This window comes from Halomonas citrativorans (assembly GCF_014898005.1).
In the GTDB taxonomy this organism is placed as follows: domain Bacteria; phylum Pseudomonadota; class Gammaproteobacteria; order Pseudomonadales; family Halomonadaceae; genus Vreelandella; species Vreelandella citrativorans.
On record NZ_JABUYX010000004.1, the window covers coordinates 1 to 15,672 of the forward strand.

14 protein-coding genes and 1 pseudogene are annotated in these 15,672 nt (G+C 56.9%); 6 read left to right on the plus strand and 9 right to left on the minus strand.

Annotated elements, in window-relative coordinates:
* Positions 1-822 precede the first annotated feature (822 nt).
* The 3 genes from ureE to ureG are packed head-to-tail and all read left to right on the plus strand — an operon-like array spanning position 823 to position 2,656.
* Positions 823-1,335, plus strand: a complete 513-nt coding sequence (ureE, locus tag INT20_RS06430) for an urease accessory protein UreE (protein WP_172116961.1) — start codon at positions 823-825, stop codon at positions 1,333-1,335.
* Complete coding sequence (locus INT20_RS06435; protein ID WP_193056618.1) at positions 1,325-2,011, plus strand: urease accessory protein UreF; 687 nt, start codon at positions 1,325-1,327, stop codon at positions 2,009-2,011. Before ureE ends, INT20_RS06435 begins: the two co-directional genes overlap by 11 nt.
* 12 nt (positions 2,012-2,023) lie before the next feature.
* Positions 2,024-2,656, plus strand: coding sequence for an urease accessory protein UreG (ureG, locus tag INT20_RS06440; protein WP_087110734.1), 633 nt, complete (start codon positions 2,024-2,026; stop codon positions 2,654-2,656).
* 416 nt (positions 2,657-3,072) lie between these two features.
* Here the strand turns inward: ureG and INT20_RS06445 are convergent, their stop codons facing one another.
* Genes INT20_RS06445 through INT20_RS06465 form a run of 5 tightly spaced genes read right to left on the minus strand, consistent with a single transcriptional unit; the run spans position 3,073 to position 9,112 of the window.
* Positions 3,073-3,321 carry a formate dehydrogenase subunit delta gene (locus INT20_RS06445; protein ID WP_193056619.1) on the minus strand — a complete coding sequence of 83 codons (249 nt, stop codon included), beginning with the start codon at positions 3,319-3,321 and terminating at the stop codon, positions 3,073-3,075.
* A gap of 28 nt (positions 3,322-3,349) precedes the next feature.
* Complete coding sequence (fdhD, locus tag INT20_RS06450; RefSeq protein WP_193056620.1) at positions 3,350-4,189, minus strand: formate dehydrogenase accessory sulfurtransferase FdhD; 840 nt, start codon at positions 4,187-4,189, stop codon at positions 3,350-3,352.
* A complete protein-coding gene (fdhF, locus tag INT20_RS06455; RefSeq protein ID WP_087110740.1) occupies positions 4,186-7,068 on the minus strand; it encodes a formate dehydrogenase subunit alpha in 2,883 nt (960 codons plus the stop codon). Before fdhF ends, fdhD begins: the two co-directional genes overlap by 4 nt.
* A complete protein-coding gene (locus tag INT20_RS06460) occupies positions 7,065-8,621 on the minus strand; it encodes a formate dehydrogenase beta subunit (protein WP_193056621.1) in 1,557 nt (518 codons plus the stop codon). Before INT20_RS06460 ends, fdhF begins: the two co-directional genes overlap by 4 nt.
* Entirely contained in the window at positions 8,618-9,112 is a 495-nt protein-coding gene (locus INT20_RS06465; RefSeq protein ID WP_087110744.1) for a formate dehydrogenase subunit gamma, read from the minus strand. The genes INT20_RS06460 and INT20_RS06465 overlap by 4 nt, the downstream gene beginning before the upstream one ends.
* Positions 9,113-9,268: 156 nt before the next feature.
* On the opposite strand from INT20_RS06465, the gene INT20_RS06470 reads away from it, so the two are divergent.
* Positions 9,269-10,336: a substrate-binding domain-containing protein gene (locus INT20_RS06470; RefSeq protein ID WP_193056720.1), complete on the plus strand. Its 1,068-nt coding sequence runs from the start codon at positions 9,269-9,271 to the stop codon at positions 10,334-10,336.
* A 174-nt stretch (positions 10,337-10,510) separates the two neighbouring features.
* On the opposite strand, the pseudogene INT20_RS06475 reads toward INT20_RS06470, so the two are convergent.
* Positions 10,511-10,645, minus strand: a pseudogene (locus INT20_RS06475) (TRAP transporter large permease subunit); the annotation flags it as partial.
* 232 nt (positions 10,646-10,877) lie between these two features.
* Here INT20_RS06475 and INT20_RS06480 point away from each other — a divergent pair.
* Complete coding sequence (locus INT20_RS06480; protein WP_193056622.1) at positions 10,878-11,930, plus strand: GlxA family transcriptional regulator; 1,053 nt, start codon at positions 10,878-10,880, stop codon at positions 11,928-11,930.
* An 86-nt stretch (positions 11,931-12,016) separates the two neighbouring features.
* Here the strand turns inward: INT20_RS06480 and INT20_RS06485 are convergent, their stop codons facing one another.
* From INT20_RS06485 to INT20_RS06495, 3 genes are read right to left on the minus strand one after another with little or no spacing between them, the layout of a single operon-like run.
* Entirely contained in the window at positions 12,017-13,279 is a 1,263-nt protein-coding gene (locus INT20_RS06485) for a TRAP transporter large permease (protein ID WP_193056623.1), read from the minus strand.
* Positions 13,276-13,803 (minus strand): TRAP transporter small permease, encoded by a 528-nt coding sequence (locus tag INT20_RS06490; protein ID WP_193056624.1) that lies wholly within the window; start codon positions 13,801-13,803, stop codon positions 13,276-13,278. The genes INT20_RS06485 and INT20_RS06490 overlap by 4 nt, the downstream gene beginning before the upstream one ends.
* Before the next feature lies 1 nt (position 13,804).
* Positions 13,805-13,981 (minus strand): hypothetical protein, encoded by a 177-nt coding sequence (locus INT20_RS06495; RefSeq protein ID WP_193056625.1) that lies wholly within the window; start codon positions 13,979-13,981, stop codon positions 13,805-13,807.
* A 275-nt stretch (positions 13,982-14,256) separates the two neighbouring features.
* On the opposite strand from INT20_RS06495, the gene INT20_RS06500 reads away from it, so the two are divergent.
* Positions 14,257-15,642 carry an FAD-binding oxidoreductase gene (locus INT20_RS06500; protein ID WP_193056626.1) on the plus strand — a complete coding sequence of 462 codons (1,386 nt, stop codon included), beginning with the start codon at positions 14,257-14,259 and terminating at the stop codon, positions 15,640-15,642.
* Positions 15,643-15,672: the final 30 nt, after the last annotated feature.

Genomic DNA, 15,672 nt, shown 5'->3' on the forward strand with positions numbered 1-15,672 from the left:
GCGCGGTGCATGGTGTTAGCCACCAACCCCGGCAGCGCTGCGCACTGCATCGCTAGCTGAAGCTGCTCCTACAGGGGATGCATGCACTTTAACCGGTAGGAGCTGAGTTCACTCGGCGATGGCGGCGCAGCCGCCCTTGGGTGGCGGGGCGCGGTGCATGGTGTTAGCCACCAACCCCGGCAGTGCTGCGCACTGCGTCGCTAGCTGAAGCTACTCCTACAGGGGGGGGGGCGTGAGCTACTCCGGCGGGGGATGCATGCACTTTAACTGGTAGGAGCTGAGTTCACTCGGCGATGGCGGCGCAGCCGCCCTTCGGTGGCGGAGCGCGGTGCATGGTGTTAGCCACCAACCCCGGCAGCGCTGCGCACTGCATCGCTAGCTGAAGCTGCTCCTACAGGGGATGCATGCACTTTAACCGGTAGGAGCTGAGTTCACTCGGCGATGGCGGCGCAGCCGCCCTTGGGTGGCGGGGCGCGGTGCATGGTGTTAGCCACCAACCCCGGCAGTGCTGCGCACTGCGTCGCTAGCTGAAGCTACTCCTACAGGGGGGGGGGGCGTGAGCTACTCCGGCGGGGGATGCATGCACTTTAACTGGTAGGAGCTGAGTTCACTCGGCGATGGCGGCGCAGCCGCCCTTCGGTGGCGGAGCGCGGTGCATGGTGTTAGCCACCAACCCCGGCAGCGCTGCGCACGGCATCGCTAGCTGAAGCTGCTCCTACAGGGGGTGCAAGAGCTACTCCTACAGGGGGTGTGTGAGCTGCTCCTGCGGGGGCGTAGGCTCATTGCAAAGGCTCAACTCATTGGTCGATCAAGAGGTTAATTATGCTGAAACTGATAGAACGTTTAGGCCCGGTGGATGAAAGCGCAGCCAGCGATACGCTTACGTTACCCTTTGAACTTCGCACCCGCGGGCGCCTAAAAGCGGAAAGCGACAATGGCCAGGCGCTGGGGCTGTTTTTGGATCGTGGCCCGGTACTGCGAAGTGGCGAAGGCTTAAAAGCGGAAAGCGGCGAAGTTATTCGCGTGTGCGCTGCTATTGAGCCGGTGGTGACCGCACGAATAAGGAATGGCTTACCCTTGGCGCGGCTTGCCTACCATTTGGGCAACCGCCATGTGCAGCTGGCGCTGGGTGAAGACGAGCGCGGCGGTTGGGTACGCTTCCCACCTGATCACGTATTGGAGGAACTGGCTGTGTTGCTGGGCGCGACGCTTGAACACCACGAAGCCACGTTTGATCCAGAGCCGGGCGCCTATAATCAGATAGGCGGACATGGCCACTCGCATTCTCATGCTCACGATCACGACCATCCGCACGAGCATCATCATGCTCACTGAGCAGGCTGCAACGGGAGACTTGGCGCTGTTGGGCTTGTTGCAGCTGGTTAGTCCGGCGCTGCCCATTGGTGCCTTCGCATTCTCTCAAGGGCTTGAGAGTGCCTTTGAACTTGGCTGGGTAAATGACGAGTCCAGCCTGGCGGAGTGGCTCACTGGCGTACTGGAAGATGGCCTGACGCTTTGTGAGTTGCCGCTGATTGCCCGCTTGTACCATGCTTTTGAGCACGCCGACCGGGATGCGATAGCTCAGTGGGATGAATGGCTGGCCGCTACGCGAGAAACCGCTGAGCTGTCTGCTGAAGATAGCCGCCTGGGCGCTTCATTAAAGCGCTTGCTGGGAAGTCTTGAGCTATTGCCAAATGGCTTACTACCGCCCCATGCAGGCTATGTCACGCTCTTTGCCTTTACCGCGCACATGCGGCGCGTGCCTTGCCGCCAGGCGTTACTTGGATTTGGCTGGGCGTGGCTTGAAAACCAGCTGGCAGTTGCCTGTAAGGCCCTGCCTTTGGGCCATACCGCTGCTCAGCGGATAACAGAGCAGCTGCGACCAGCACTGGTTAGCGCTGTTGATAAAGCGTTACTGCTTGAAGATAACGCGCTTGGCCCCGTATTACCTGGGCTTGCGTTGGCCAGTGCCCTGCATGAAACCCAATATTCACGACTGTTTAGAAGCTAGGAGATACTTACCATGACTCACTGTTTACGTATTGGTGTAGGCGGCCCCGTCGGCTCCGGGAAAACGGCGCTACTCAAGCAACTCTGCCTGGCGCTGCGCGACTATTACGATATTGCTGTGGTGACCAACGATATCTACACCCGCGAAGATGCTGACTTTTTGCTTAAGCATGACGCCTTGGCCGCTGATCGCATTCTGGGCGTCGAAACCGGGGGGTGTCCGCATACGGCGATTCGTGAAGACGCCTCGATGAACCTGGCGGCTATCGATGAATTACAGGCGCGCCATCCTAAGCTTGAGCTGGTATTGGTAGAGTCTGGGGGAGATAACCTTTCTGCGACGTTTAGTCCCGAGCTTTCTGACCTCACGCTTTATGTGATTGATGTCTCGGCGGGAGACAAAATTCCGCGTAAGGGTGGGCCGGGGATTACCAAGTCGGATCTACTAATTATCAACAAGATCGATATCGCCGAGCAGGTGCACGCGTCGTTAGAGGTAATGGAGCGTGATTCAAAGAAAATGCGCGGCGAGCGGCCCTTTGTATTTACCAACCTTTACGATGGCGTAGGGCTTGAAGAGATTGTTCGCTTTATTCTTGATAAAGGAATGCTGGATGAGCGGCGCCCTCAGGCAGCGCTGGCGTAGTGGTTGAAACGCTGTCTTTGAACGTTCGCTGTTGAAAATCCGCTGCGGGACAGCCGCTATTGAGACATGGCTGCCAAAGTAACGTGACGTTAAAAAGTAAAATGCAGTGCAATAAAAAGCTGCCATGACCAGGCGGTACAAGGTCATGGCAGCTAAACTGTAGGTCGGCATCTTTGCCAAAAACGGGCCATCCTTGGCCACCACATCCACACAGTGCACCTTATGCTCGGTAAACACCTTAACTTGGGTTATGGAAACAGGTTTATATTCTAAAATAGCAACTAGTAGACTCGAAATGTCCGATTTTTAACGGAAATAATGATTTTTATTAACTTTTGCTAAAACCATTGAGCTTCTCGTGTAAGTCGCTGTGGCAAGACTAAAAGCTAATGTTATTGAGCTTTTATTGTGATGTGCTAACGAGAGACTTGCTGTTCTGATAGCCGGGTAGCCAGCAGTGTTGCAGCGCGGCGTGCCAAGGGGGAAAACTCCACGCTCTCAAGTGCCAGGCTGGCAACAAGGCGCTGCTTCATTGAGCGTGCCCAAAAGGTTTCCAGGTGACGGCAGATAGCCGCTGCTGCTGCCTCTTCATCACGGCCGTTGCCCAGGTTGGTAGCGATTTGGTTTGTCATACGGACTAAATTGGCATCGTTGTTGTTTGACATAGGGTCTCTCCTCAACGCGGTAAAGGGCTCAGTCCTTTGCAGAGACAGGGCGGTGATAGATTAAATGACGGCCTGGGCGTGCAAAACCTGCTAACAGAAGGCCTGCTGCCTGCGCCTGTTGAACGGCCAGGGCGGTGGCTGCCGACACGGCAACCAGCGCGCCGATGCCAACGCTTGCACACTTGTGTACCATTTCATAGCTGGCTCGGCTGGAGACCATCACAAAGCCTTGCTGGAGCGGCACGTTATCATGCGCCAGCGAGCCAATCAGTTTGTCCAGCGCATTATGACGACCCACGTCTTCGCGCAGCCTTTGAATACGCCCCTGCAGATCACACCAGGCGGCGCCATGCACCGCCCCGGTGGCTTCCTTTAGTGGCTGATGGTCGTCCAGCTCGCGAAGCGCGAGTTGAATGGCCGTATCGTCAAGGTGTGGCGCACTCACCTCAGGGATGGGCCGAATAGCCTGCTCCAAAGCTTCTGTGCCACACAGCCCGCAGCCGGTGCGTCCGGTTGTGCTACGGCGGCGCTGCTTAAGTTCGGCCAGCCGCTGGCTGGCAATGCTTAGGTGAACCGCCAGGCCTTGAGCCTCTTCATGAAGCTCAAGGTCGTAGCACTCGTGAGAGTGGGCCAGGATGCCTTCAGAAAGACTGAACCCCAGGGCCAGATCTTCAAGATGCGAAGGACTTGCCATCATGACCGCATGGGAAATGCCGTTGTAGACCATCGCTACCGGCACTTCTAGCGCTAGCGCGTCCTCCTGCACAGTAGCGCGCCAATTGGCCGCGCTACTGTGGACTTCAACCGACTGGCGCGCCAAGGCGTCAGCCGGTTGCGCGGGTGCGTCGCGTTCACGCACTGCACTCATGACGCCTCCTGCTGCGCCTTGGCCAAGTGGCCACGCTGGGCCTTGTCAAAGGAGGAGAAACGCTGCTGCCAAGCGGAGGGCTGGCTGACTTTTTCTACTTGCACGGCGGTAACCTTGTATTCGGGGCAGTTGGTGGCCCAGTCCGAATTATCGGTAGTAATCACGTTGGCGCCACTACCGGGATGATGGAACGTAGTGTAGACCACCCCCGGCTGCATTCGCTCGCTCAGCCGCGCACGGAGCACCGTATGGCCTGATCGGCTGGTAATGCCGAGCCAGTCGCCGTCGCGCACGCCACGTAGCTCGGCGTCGCTTGGGTGCAACTCTAATATGTCCTCATCGTGCCAGTGTTGGTTGTCGGTGCGACGGGTTTGGGCACCCACGTTGTATTGGCTAAGAATCCGCCCGGTGGTGAGCAGCAGTGGGAAGCGGCGGGTGGCGCGCTCCTCGGTGGGCACGTATTCGGTAATCGCAAAGCGCCCGAGGCCAATGGGGAAGTTGATTTCGTGCATGGTCGGCATTCCCTCAGGATACTCGGCATTACACGGCCACTGTAGGCTGCCATAGACTTCCAGCTTTTCGTAGCTCACCCCGGCAAAGCTCGGCGTTAGTTGAGCGATCTCGTCCATGATTTCAGAAGGATGCGCGTAGCGCATCGGGTAGCCCAGCGCGTTGGCCAGGTCCTGGGTGATTTCCCAATCCTGCTTACCGGCTAGCGGTGGCATGACCTTGCGTACTCGGTTGATACGTCGTTCGGCGTTGGTGAAGGTGCCGTTCTTCTCCAAAAAGCTGGAACCCGGTAGAAGTACATGGGCGAATTTGGCCGTCTCGTTCAAGAAGATATCCTGAACAATCAGGCAGTCCAGCGAACGCAGCGCAGCCTCAACGTGCTGCGTGTTGGGGTCAGACTGGGCGATATCTTCGCCCTGCACGTAAAGCGCCTTGAAAGTTCCTTCGATGGCGGCATCGAACATGTTGGGAATGCGCAGCCCCGGTTCATCGTCGAGCTTGACGCCCCAGACGCTTTCAAAGCGGCCACGGGCAATCGGGTCGGCCACGTGCTGGTAGCCCGGCAGCTCATGCGGGAAGGAGCCCATATCGCAGGAGCCTTGCACGTTATTCTGGCCGCGCAGCGGGTTCACGCCCACGCCTTCACGGCCAATATTGCCGGTGGCCAGGGCCAGGTTGGCAATTCCCATCACCATAGTGGAGCCTTGGCTGTGCTCGGTCACGCCCAAGCCGTAGTAAATGGCGCCGTTGCCAGCAGTGGCGTAAGTGCGCGCTGCCTGTCGCACAGCCTCGGCGGGCACGCTGGTAATCGCTTCGCTGGCTTCCGGAGAGTGGCGCGGGTCGGCGATAAACGTGCGCCAGCTTTGGTACGCTTCGGTGTCGCAGCGGCTAGCCACGAACGCCTTGTCTTCAAGACCTTCAGTGACCACCACATGCCCAAGCGCGTTGATCAGCGCGACGTTGGTACCAGGGCGCAGCGGCAAATGCTGGGCGTCGCTCAGGTGAGGCGTTTTGAGCAGATCGATAGAGCGTGGGTCAGCGACGATTAGCTTCGCGCCCTGTCGCAGGCGCTTGCGCATCAACGAGCCAAATACCGGGTGGGCATCGGTGGGGTTGGCGCCAATCACGATAATCGCGTCGGCTTTCATTACCGAGTCAAAGGTCTGGGTGCCGGCAGATTCGCCCAGCGTGGTTTTCAGGCCGTAGCCGGTGGGCGAGTGGCAGACCCGTGCACAGGTGTCGGTATTATTATTGCCAAACGCTGCGCGAATCAGCTTCTGCACCAGGTAGGTCTCTTCGTTGGTGCAGCGCGATGAGGTGATACCACCAATGCTCTCGCGGCCATGCTCGGCCTGAATCGCTTTTAGGCGATTAGCGGCAAACCCAATGGCTTCTTCCCAGCTGGCCTCGCGCCAGGGCTGGTCGATGCTGTCGCGGATCATCGGCGTGGTCAGGCGGTCGGGGTGAGAGGAGTAGCCGAACGCAAAGCGCCCCTTCACACACGAGTGGCCGTGGTTAGCGTCGCCGCCCTTGTAGGGCACCATGCGCACCAGCTTGTCACCTTTCATTTGCGCTTCAAACGAGCAGCCCACACCACAATAGGCGCAGGTCGTGACTACGCTGCGGTCCGGCACGCCGTGATCAATGACGCTGTTTTCCATCAGCGTGGCGGTCGGGCAGGCCTGTACACAGGCGCCACACGAAACGCAGTCTGAATCCATAAACGCTTCGTCTTGCCCCGCGGCCACTTTGGAATCAAACCCGCGACCGTCGATGGTCAAGGCGAAGGTGCCCTGCACTTCCTCGCAGGCGCGCACGCAGCGGGAGCAGACGATGCACTTGCTGGGGTCGAAGCTGAAGTAGGGGTTGGAGGTATCTTTGGTGGCCTGAAGATGGTTCTCACCGTCAAACCCATAGCGTACTTCGCGAAGACCAACGCTGCCCGCCATGTCTTGTAGCTCGCAGTCGCCATTGGCCGGGCAGGTCAAACAGTCCAGCGGATGGTCGGAGATGTACAGCTCCATCACGTTGCGGCGCAGTTTGGCGAGTCGCTCGTTCTGGGTGGTCACCTGCATGCCTTCCACCACGGGGGTGGTGCAGGAGGCTGGCAGCCCACGGCGGCCCTCTACCTGTACGGCGCATAACCGGCAAGAGCCGAACGGCTCCAGGCTGTCGGTGGCACATAATTTGGGAATATTGATATCGGCCAGCGCCGCTGCACGCAGTACCGAAGTGCCTTCCGGCACCGTGATGGTAATACCATCAATTTCCAGGTTCACCAGCGCCGTACCCGTTGGGAAAGGCGTGCCCAGGTCTTTATCGTGGGCGGCGCTTCTGGCGTACTGTTTGGGGTCAAAGTGTCCGATCATGATCTGTCTCCGTTCGCGGCCCGCTGAAAATCGTCAGGGAAGTGGTTCAGGGCGCTTTGCACTGGGAAGGGGGTCATGCCCCCCATGGCACAGAGCGAACCATCCACCATCGTTTCGCAGAGGTCATGGAGCAGGGCGAGGTTGGCCTCGCGGTTTTGGTCGGCGCGGATACGATCAATCACTTCCACGCCACGGGTTGAGCCGATACGGCATGGCGTACACTTGCCGCAGGACTCCACCTTGCAGAATTCCATCGAGAAGCGCGCTTGTTCGGCCATATCCACGCTCTCATCAAACATCACCACACCGCCGTGACCCAGCACCGCGCTCTCGGCGGCAAAGGCTTCGTAGTCCAGCGGTAAGTCCCATTGGGATTCCGGCAGGTAGGCGCCCAGCGGGCCTCCCACCTGCACGGCACGCAGCGGTTTGTCGCTTAACGTGCCGCCACCGAACTCCTCCATCAGGGTGCGCAGCGTGGTGCCGAAGGCAAGTTCCACCAATCCGCCGCGCTGAACATTACCCGCCAGCTGAAGTGCCAAGGTGCCCCGCGAGCGGCCCATGCCATGCGAGGCGTAAGCCTCAGCGCCTTCAGCGAGGATAAACGGCACGGCGGCCAGCGAGAGCACGTTGTTAACCACGGTAGGAAGGCCGAATAGTCCTTCAATAGCGGGCAGCGGTGGTTTGAAGCGTACCAGGCCGCGCTTGCCTTCCAGACTTTCGAGCAACGAGGTTTCTTCACCGCAAATGTATGCCCCAGCGCCCAAGCGCACTTCCAAATGAAAAACGCGGCCACTGCCACACAGGTTCTCACCCAGATAACCGGCCTGTTCGGCATGGGCGATGGCCTCGTCAAGAATCTCCTTGGCCAGCGGGTATTCTGAACGCAGGTAGATGTAGCCTTGGGTTGCGCCTACTGCAAGCCCGGCAATCGTCATGCCTTCAATCAGCAGGTAGGGGTCGCACTCCATCACCAACCGGTCGGCGAAGGTGCCGGAGTCGCCTTCATCAGCGTTGCAGACGATATATTTTTGATCGGCCGGTGTATCCAGCACCGTCTGCCACTTGATGCCCGTAGGAAACGCCGCCCCACCGCGCCCGCGCAGCCCAGAGGCTTTTACTTCCTCAACAATGTCCTGTGGCGCGCTTTGCAGCGCTGCCTCCAGGCCGCGAAACCCACTATGCGACCGGTAATCTTCAATCGAGAGTGGGTCGGTAATGCCGATGCGGGCGAATGTCAGGCGCTGCTGGCGAGCGAGGTAATCGATCTCTTCGGTTGGCCCCAGGGCCAATGAATGGGTGACGCTGCCCTGCAGCATGCCGCTGTCCAGCAGCGCGGGGATATCGGCAAGTGCCACCGGGCCATAGGCAAAGCGGCCGGTGGGTGTTTCCACCTCAACCAGCGGCTCAAGCCAGGCCAGCCCGCGTGAGCCGTTGCGCACCAGCGTAATGGATTCACCACGGGCAGCGGCTTCTCGTGCCAGCCGGTTGGCGATGGCATCGGCGCCCAGCGCCAGCGCGGTGGTATCTCGGGGTACGAAAACACGAATGCTCATGCGATTACCTCCAGCGGCCTGGTTTGCAGCTCATCCAATAATGCATCGAAAGCTTCAGGCGTTACCCGACCGCGCACGCCATTATCCACGCGAACGGAGGGGCCACAGGCGCAGTTGCCCAGACAGTAAACGGCCTCAAGGGTGATGTCGCGGTCGCTGGTGGTCTGGTGGTAATCAATGCCCAGGCGCGCTTTGGCATGAGCCTCAAGCTGGCGCGCGCCGACGGCCTGGCATGCCTCGGCGCGACAGATCTGCACCACGTGGCGACCCGGCGGTGCGGTCCGAAAGTGGTGATAAAAGCTAATGACCCCGTGTACTTCAGCGCTGGTCAGCTGTAATGACTCGGCGATGAGAGGCACGGCATCCGGAGGAATAAAGCCGAAGCGGTCCTGGAGGGCATGAAGAATCGGCAGCAACGCGCCTGGTTTGTGGCGTAGCGCATTGATCTCGGCCTGAATCGACTGCGACGACCATTCTCGAGACTCATTCATCATGTCTCTCCTGGTGCTGATTTATTATTTAGTAAACATGCACAGCTCTGCCTATTTTAAGCGATGTATTAAAAAGAGCGTGCACCACGGTCAGTGCAACGCTAGCATCAACGCTATAAGTACAAAATATGAAAGATTATACCTATGAAAAAAGCCATGCAAAAAATTAGCGTTATCCCCTCTTGGTGCTTTCGTGATGAGGCGGGGAATCAACTTGATATACACCTACTTCGCTTGCTTGAAGCGGTCTATCGACGGGGAAAGCTCACGCTCGCCGCAAGCGATGTCGGCATCTCGTATCGCCACGCTTGGAACCTTTTGCGCCAGGGTGGGGAGTTCTTTGGCGTACCGCTGGTGGAGATGCAGCGTGGGCGCGGCGCACGGCTTTCACTGCTAGGTGAAAAGTTGCTATGGGCCGAGCAGCGTGCGATTGCCCGCCTGGGGCCGCAGCTGGAAAGCCTGGGGTCTGAACTGAACCTGGCGATTCAACAGCAGCAGCAAGGGGCGCTATCGGTGTTGCGGCTGCACGCCAGCCATGGTTTTGCTGTCGAGCTACTTCCCAAATACCTGCACGAAACACCCCTGGACTTACAGTACTGCAGCCCGCAAGAGTCGTTGACGGCTCTTCACCGGGGCAGTTGCGATGTGGCGGGTTTTCATCTGCCGCGTGGCAAGGTCGGCGAGCGCGTACGCGATACCTACCAGGCGCTTTTAAAGCCGCGTCAGCACCGAGTGATTGGCTTTATCGCCAGGACTCAGGGGCTGATGGTGGCGCCGGGTAATCCGCTTGGTATCACGGGAGTCGCATCGCTGGCGGATAAGTCCGTGCGGTTCGTCAACCGCCAGGCCTCGTCAGGCACGCGCTCGCTGCTGGACTGCCTGTTAAAAGAGGCGGCGGTTTCCAGCAAAAAGATTCGTGGGTTTGAAATAGAGGAGTTTACCCACTCTGCGGTAGCTGCTTACGTCGCCGCCGGCATGGCTGATTGCGGATTTGGTGTCGAGGCTGCCGCTCAAAAGTTTGGGCTTGATTTTTTACCGCTGGCTATCGAAGACTATCTTTTGGCCTGCCATCACCGTTCGTTAGAAGAACCACGGCTATGTGCCTTTCTGAAGGCATTGCAGGGTGAGCCCTTTCAGGAAGCGGTCAAGCGCCTGCCGGGTTATAGCCCAAGCCAGTGTGGTGAGGTGATGCGGCCCGAGGATGTACTCGCGGCAAAAAAATGAGTGCTCTGTTAAACACCAGGAGACAGAAAAGCAGAACTTAGCTTATCCAGCGATCAATAACCCAAACCTATAGTCCCTGCATAATAAGCTCAACAGCCCGCCCTCAACGCAAGAGCGGGCCGTTTGCTCACCCTGGAGCGTTGGATGGAGGAACGTTTAGTAGCTGGTAATCCATAAAATGATGCCAAACCAGATGGGATCAAACCCCAGGCTTGTGATCATGGGAAACGTAATAGGCAGCGTCATTAGCAGTAGTGTTATGCCATCAAAGAAGCAACCCGGTACGATATAAATGATAACAATCATCAGCTGCCAATCGCGGCAAACATGATAGAAGCATGTTTAAAGCACCCTTGTTGATGCTTCATGCACGGTTTTATATTCATGAACGGCGGTGTGCGACCATAGGATAGCTAACAATTCCTCGCACACTTATCCCGGCCAGCAGTGATGCGATGCCGATTTATTACCTTTCAGGTTATGTTGGTATCTTGAAAACGCCCCGTTTTGCACCGTCGTCGTGGTCAGGTTGAGGGAATATATGAAAGATAAGTTTTGTAGCTTGTTGAAAAATAAAAATATGGCCTATTTACCACCAGAACAAACGCTGGCAGTGCCCGCAAAAGTGAAAACAGTCGTTTTTTTGTTGATGGAAAATTTTTCCATGATGGTATTTACAGGTGCTGTTGATGCGTTGGTAACAACGAATTTGATGAACGCAACGACCACTTACAACATAAGGGTTGTCGGTAATGGCAGCGCCGCTGTGCAATCAGACTTGGGGATTGAAATTAACGCTGATGCATCTCTTGCGGATTTTGATCTTTCCAACGAAAAAGTAGATGTATTGATAGTGTGTGGTGGCTTGAGAGTTAAAGCGCAGTCCTCAGCGCTTGTGCGTAATAAGCTAAGAAAGGCAGATAGTCACGGCGTTGTATTGGGTGGTTTATGGAATGGCGCCTACTTTCTTGCAGACGCAGGTCTGTTGAGTGGCTATCAGTGCGCGTACCATCCTGACGGACGCGCCATGATGGCTGAGGAGTTTCAAGACGTTACTATCTCTGCTCGAAGCTACGTTGTGGATAGAAAGAGATTAAGCTGCGCGGGCGCGAGCAGCTCCCTAAGTCTCATGCTAGAAGTGGTGAGAGCTGATTGTGGTGACCAGGTAGCCAGTGCGGTTGAGGAAATGCTCGGCTGTGACAAGGAAATAGAACTGCCAGACATTTCAACGATTAACGTTGATCAAAACCATACGTTACCAGAAACACTTAAAACAGCCCTTCAGTTGATGAAAAACAATATTGAAGAGCCGTTATCTATTGTTGAAATAGCCAATTGGGTGGGTATTTCACGGCGCCAGCTAGAGCGATTGTTCTGTCACTATATTGTCGCTAGCCCTTCTCGGTATTACATGGAGTTGCGTTTAACACGGGCGCGGCAGCTATTGCAGCAAACAAATAAACCGATAGCAGAGGTGACCGTAGCAACAGGGTTTGTGAGTGTTTCGCACTTTAGAAACTGCTTTTATCAACTGTTTGGCGTGTCCCCTGGCCAGTTTAGAAAGTCGTTTCAAAAGGGTGGCCGTTTCCTGTGACCTTGTGCATGAATGGCGGCGTACTGATAAATACGGGGTTCAAAGGGAACCGGGCAGGCTCCCTTGAAGAGCATATCTGGACGATATTAAGTTCCCGACCACCCCATGAATATGGGGACATAGACCACTAGCAGCAGTACGCCGATTAGCCCCAGCAGATAAGGCACGATGGCGCGTGTAATACGCTCAAGCGGTAGCTGTGTCACTGAAGATGCAACGTACAGGTTGATCGCCACGGGTGGTGTGATCATGCCTATCGAGAGCCCTACCACAATAATCAGACCGAAGTGGATCGGATCGATCCCCAACTGCAGCACCAGCGGTAGCAGTACCGGCGTTAAGATAATCAGCGCGCTTGCCGTTTCGATAAACACACCGGTCAGCAGGATGACGGCGACCACCAGCAGCATGATAATCAGCGGGTTGGTGGAGAGCGACAACACCGATTGCGCGATAGCACCAGGCACCTGCCAGCTAGACAGCGTCCAGCTCAGCACCGCCGACATGGCAATCACTAGCATGATCACTGCAGTGGTGATGGCTGAGCGGATCAGCAGCCGATACACCTGGGGCAGGGTTAGATCACGATAGATGAATAGCGACACCAGCAGCGCATAGTTGACGGCTACCACTGCCGCCTCGGAAGGCGTGAAAATGCCTGAAAAGATGCCGCCCAGAATAATCACCGGCGTCATCAGCCCCCAGCTAGCGGCTTTCAACGTACGCCAGATAGTGGCCAGAGATAGCGGCGTGCCCTTGGGGTACTGGCGTTTATAGGCTTGGGTGATAGCAATGGCCATCAGCCCCAAGCCCATGGCCAAACCGGGCAAAAAGCCGCTTAAAAACAGCTTGGATACCGACTGCTGGGCAATCACCGCGTAGATGATCATGGGCACCGAGGGCGGAATGACCACGCCGATCGTGCCACTGGCGGCAATCAGGCTGGCCGCCGAGGCGGGGTCGTAGCCCTTTCGCTTAAGCTCCGGCACCAGGCTTGAACCGACCGCCGCCGTAGTGGCCGCCCCCGAACCCGAAATAGCGGCAAAGAACATGCCCGCCATGACCGATACGACCGAAAGCCCGCCGCGCATAAAGCCCACCAGCGAATCGGCAAAACTCACCAACCGCTCGCTCACCTTGCCCTGGGCCATTAAGTCACCGGCCAGAATGAACATGGGAATCGCCACCAGCGCGAAGGAGTTGATGCCCTGGAACATCTGCTGGGTCACCACCATCAGCGGCACGCCCGACTGATACAGGGCATACAGGGTGCTGGCACCAATCGCAAAGGCAATCGGCACGCCCATCAGCATAAACAGGAAAAACAGGCCAAATAGCAGCATGGTCATGGTGTCTGTTCTCCCGTGGGCTGCGAGGGTTTGCCTTCAAGCACCAGTTCAAGCAGATCGACCAACGCATACCAGGCCATGATGGCCGCACTGATCGGCATCACGGCATACACGTACGACATCGGCACGCGCAGCGAGGCGGATTTCTGAAAGCTCTGTACCTGCATGTAGCGATAGCCGATCACTACCAGCGTGATCATAAAAGCGATAACCGCCATCACAGCCAGTATTCGCGCTATTTGGCGTAAACGAGCCGGAAGCGCGTCGACGGCAAAGGTAACGGCGATATGATGGCCGCGCTGAAAAGCTAGTGTACTGGCTAGAAAGGTAATCCAGATGAGCAGAAAACGGGCGACCTCTTCGGTCCAGCCAAAGGCGGTGAAAAACACTCGAGAGACAATTTGCAGCGTAATCACGCCGATCAAGGCCGCCATGCCCGCAAAGACCACTGGCTGGAGGACCGTATCCAGGCCGCGCTCTATGCCTCTTAATAGTGACAATAAAGGTTGAGAGAAAGTGGCCACGTTACTGCAGTGCCTCCTGGATGCGAGGAAGGTGGTTACTGAACTGTTCGCCAAGTAGCTCTTGAGGGTGCGCCGCCGCACTTGGGTAGCTGTCGTCGCTATTCATTACGTGGGCAATCGCCAGTGTAGCGCGTTTAAGTAAATGGCGGGGCGTGCGGGAAGAGGGGGCGTTATCCACGTTATCTCCTTGGAATGATCTGTTTTTTTATAGTGTAAGAGGGGGTGTGTCCTTAATCAGCGCGTCATCTATACCATATTGGTTTTAGCGAACAAATAACTGATTGTAATCCCGCCATTCGTCGTGGAGCCTGCCGGAAAACCACGCTGGCAATAAAAAACGTTTTAGATCGTAGCCTTGAGCAAATACACGGTTGGCGATAGCCTCTCTGCCTACGCATAAATACATAGCCAGGCTTCACGCCGCGCACCGACCGGCCCTGACAGGAACAGAGAATGGACACGCTGATTAATAGTCTTACCGACATCGTAGGAAAAACAGGCGTACTGCTGGGTGATGACGTTGCCCAGCGCAGTGTCGACTGGTTCACCAAAGCGCCTTGTCAGGCAAAAGCAATTATTCGACCGCAATCCACTGAACAGCTCAGCCAGGTCATGACGCTTTGTTATGAGGCCAATCAGCCAGTGGTCACCCACGGTGGTTTGACCGGTGTCGTGCATGGCGCCGTTGCCAGCCCTGACGAACTCGTTGTGTCGCTGGAGCTAATGAACCAGATCGAACATATCGATGCCGTGGGTTCCACGATGCAGGTACAGGCGGGCGTGACGCTTCAGCACGTTCAGGAAGCCGCCCAAGAGATCGACATGCAGTTTGCGCTGGACCTGGGCGCGCGCGGTTCCTGCACCATTGGCGGTAACATCGCCACTAACGCGGGCGGCATTCGGGTGATTCGCTACGGCATGATGCGCCAGCAGGTGTTGGGGCTGGAAGTGGTTCTCAGCGATGGCACCGTGGTCAGTTCCATGAACACTATGCTGAAAAACAACGCCGGTTATGATTTAAAGCAGATGTTTATTGGTAGCGAAGGCACCCTGGGGATTGTTACCCGGGCCGTGCTGCGCCTGCATCCGAATATGCCCAGCGAGCAGACCGCGTTCGTCGCGGTGCCCTCGTTCGACGCGCTGACATCGCTGTTAAACATGGCCTCCAAAGAGCTTGCCAACAGCCTGAGTGCCTTCGAAGCGCTATGGAACAATCACTACGCGTTGATGACTTCCGCGACGACCAAACACGCCGCATTGCTGGCCAACGACTCGCCGTTCTACGCCATTATTGAAACGCTTGGCTCGGACGATGAGAAAGATGCCGAAGCGTTTGCAAACGTACTGGAAAAAGCCCTCGAAGCAGAGCTGATCACGGATGCCGTGCTGGCCAGCTCCAGCAGCCAGCGCGAAGGTATCTGGGCCGTGCGCGAGGATATCGAAACCCTGGTGCACGCGCTTGACCCGATGTTCTCCTACGACGTTAGCCTGCCGATCACCCACATGGATGAGTACGTAACGGCGCTAGAAGGCAAGCTGAAGGTGCAATGGCCAGAAACCTGCGAGCTGGTCGTGTTTGGCCACTTGGGCGATGGCAACCTGCACATCATCGTCACGGTGCGTGACGCCAGCCAGGATGCCCGGCGTCAGGTCGAAGAGTTGGTGTACGGCTCGCTGGTGAAATACAACGGCTCGATCTCCGCTGAACACGGGGTGGGCCTGGAAAAGCGCGACTACCTGACACTTTCACGCTCACCAGAAGAGATCGCCCTGATGAAGCGCCTGAAACAGGCAATGGACCCTAAAGGACTGCTTAACCCCGGAAAAATTCTGGCCTGAGCACTTGGTGAGTCATCGCATGCAGCCAAC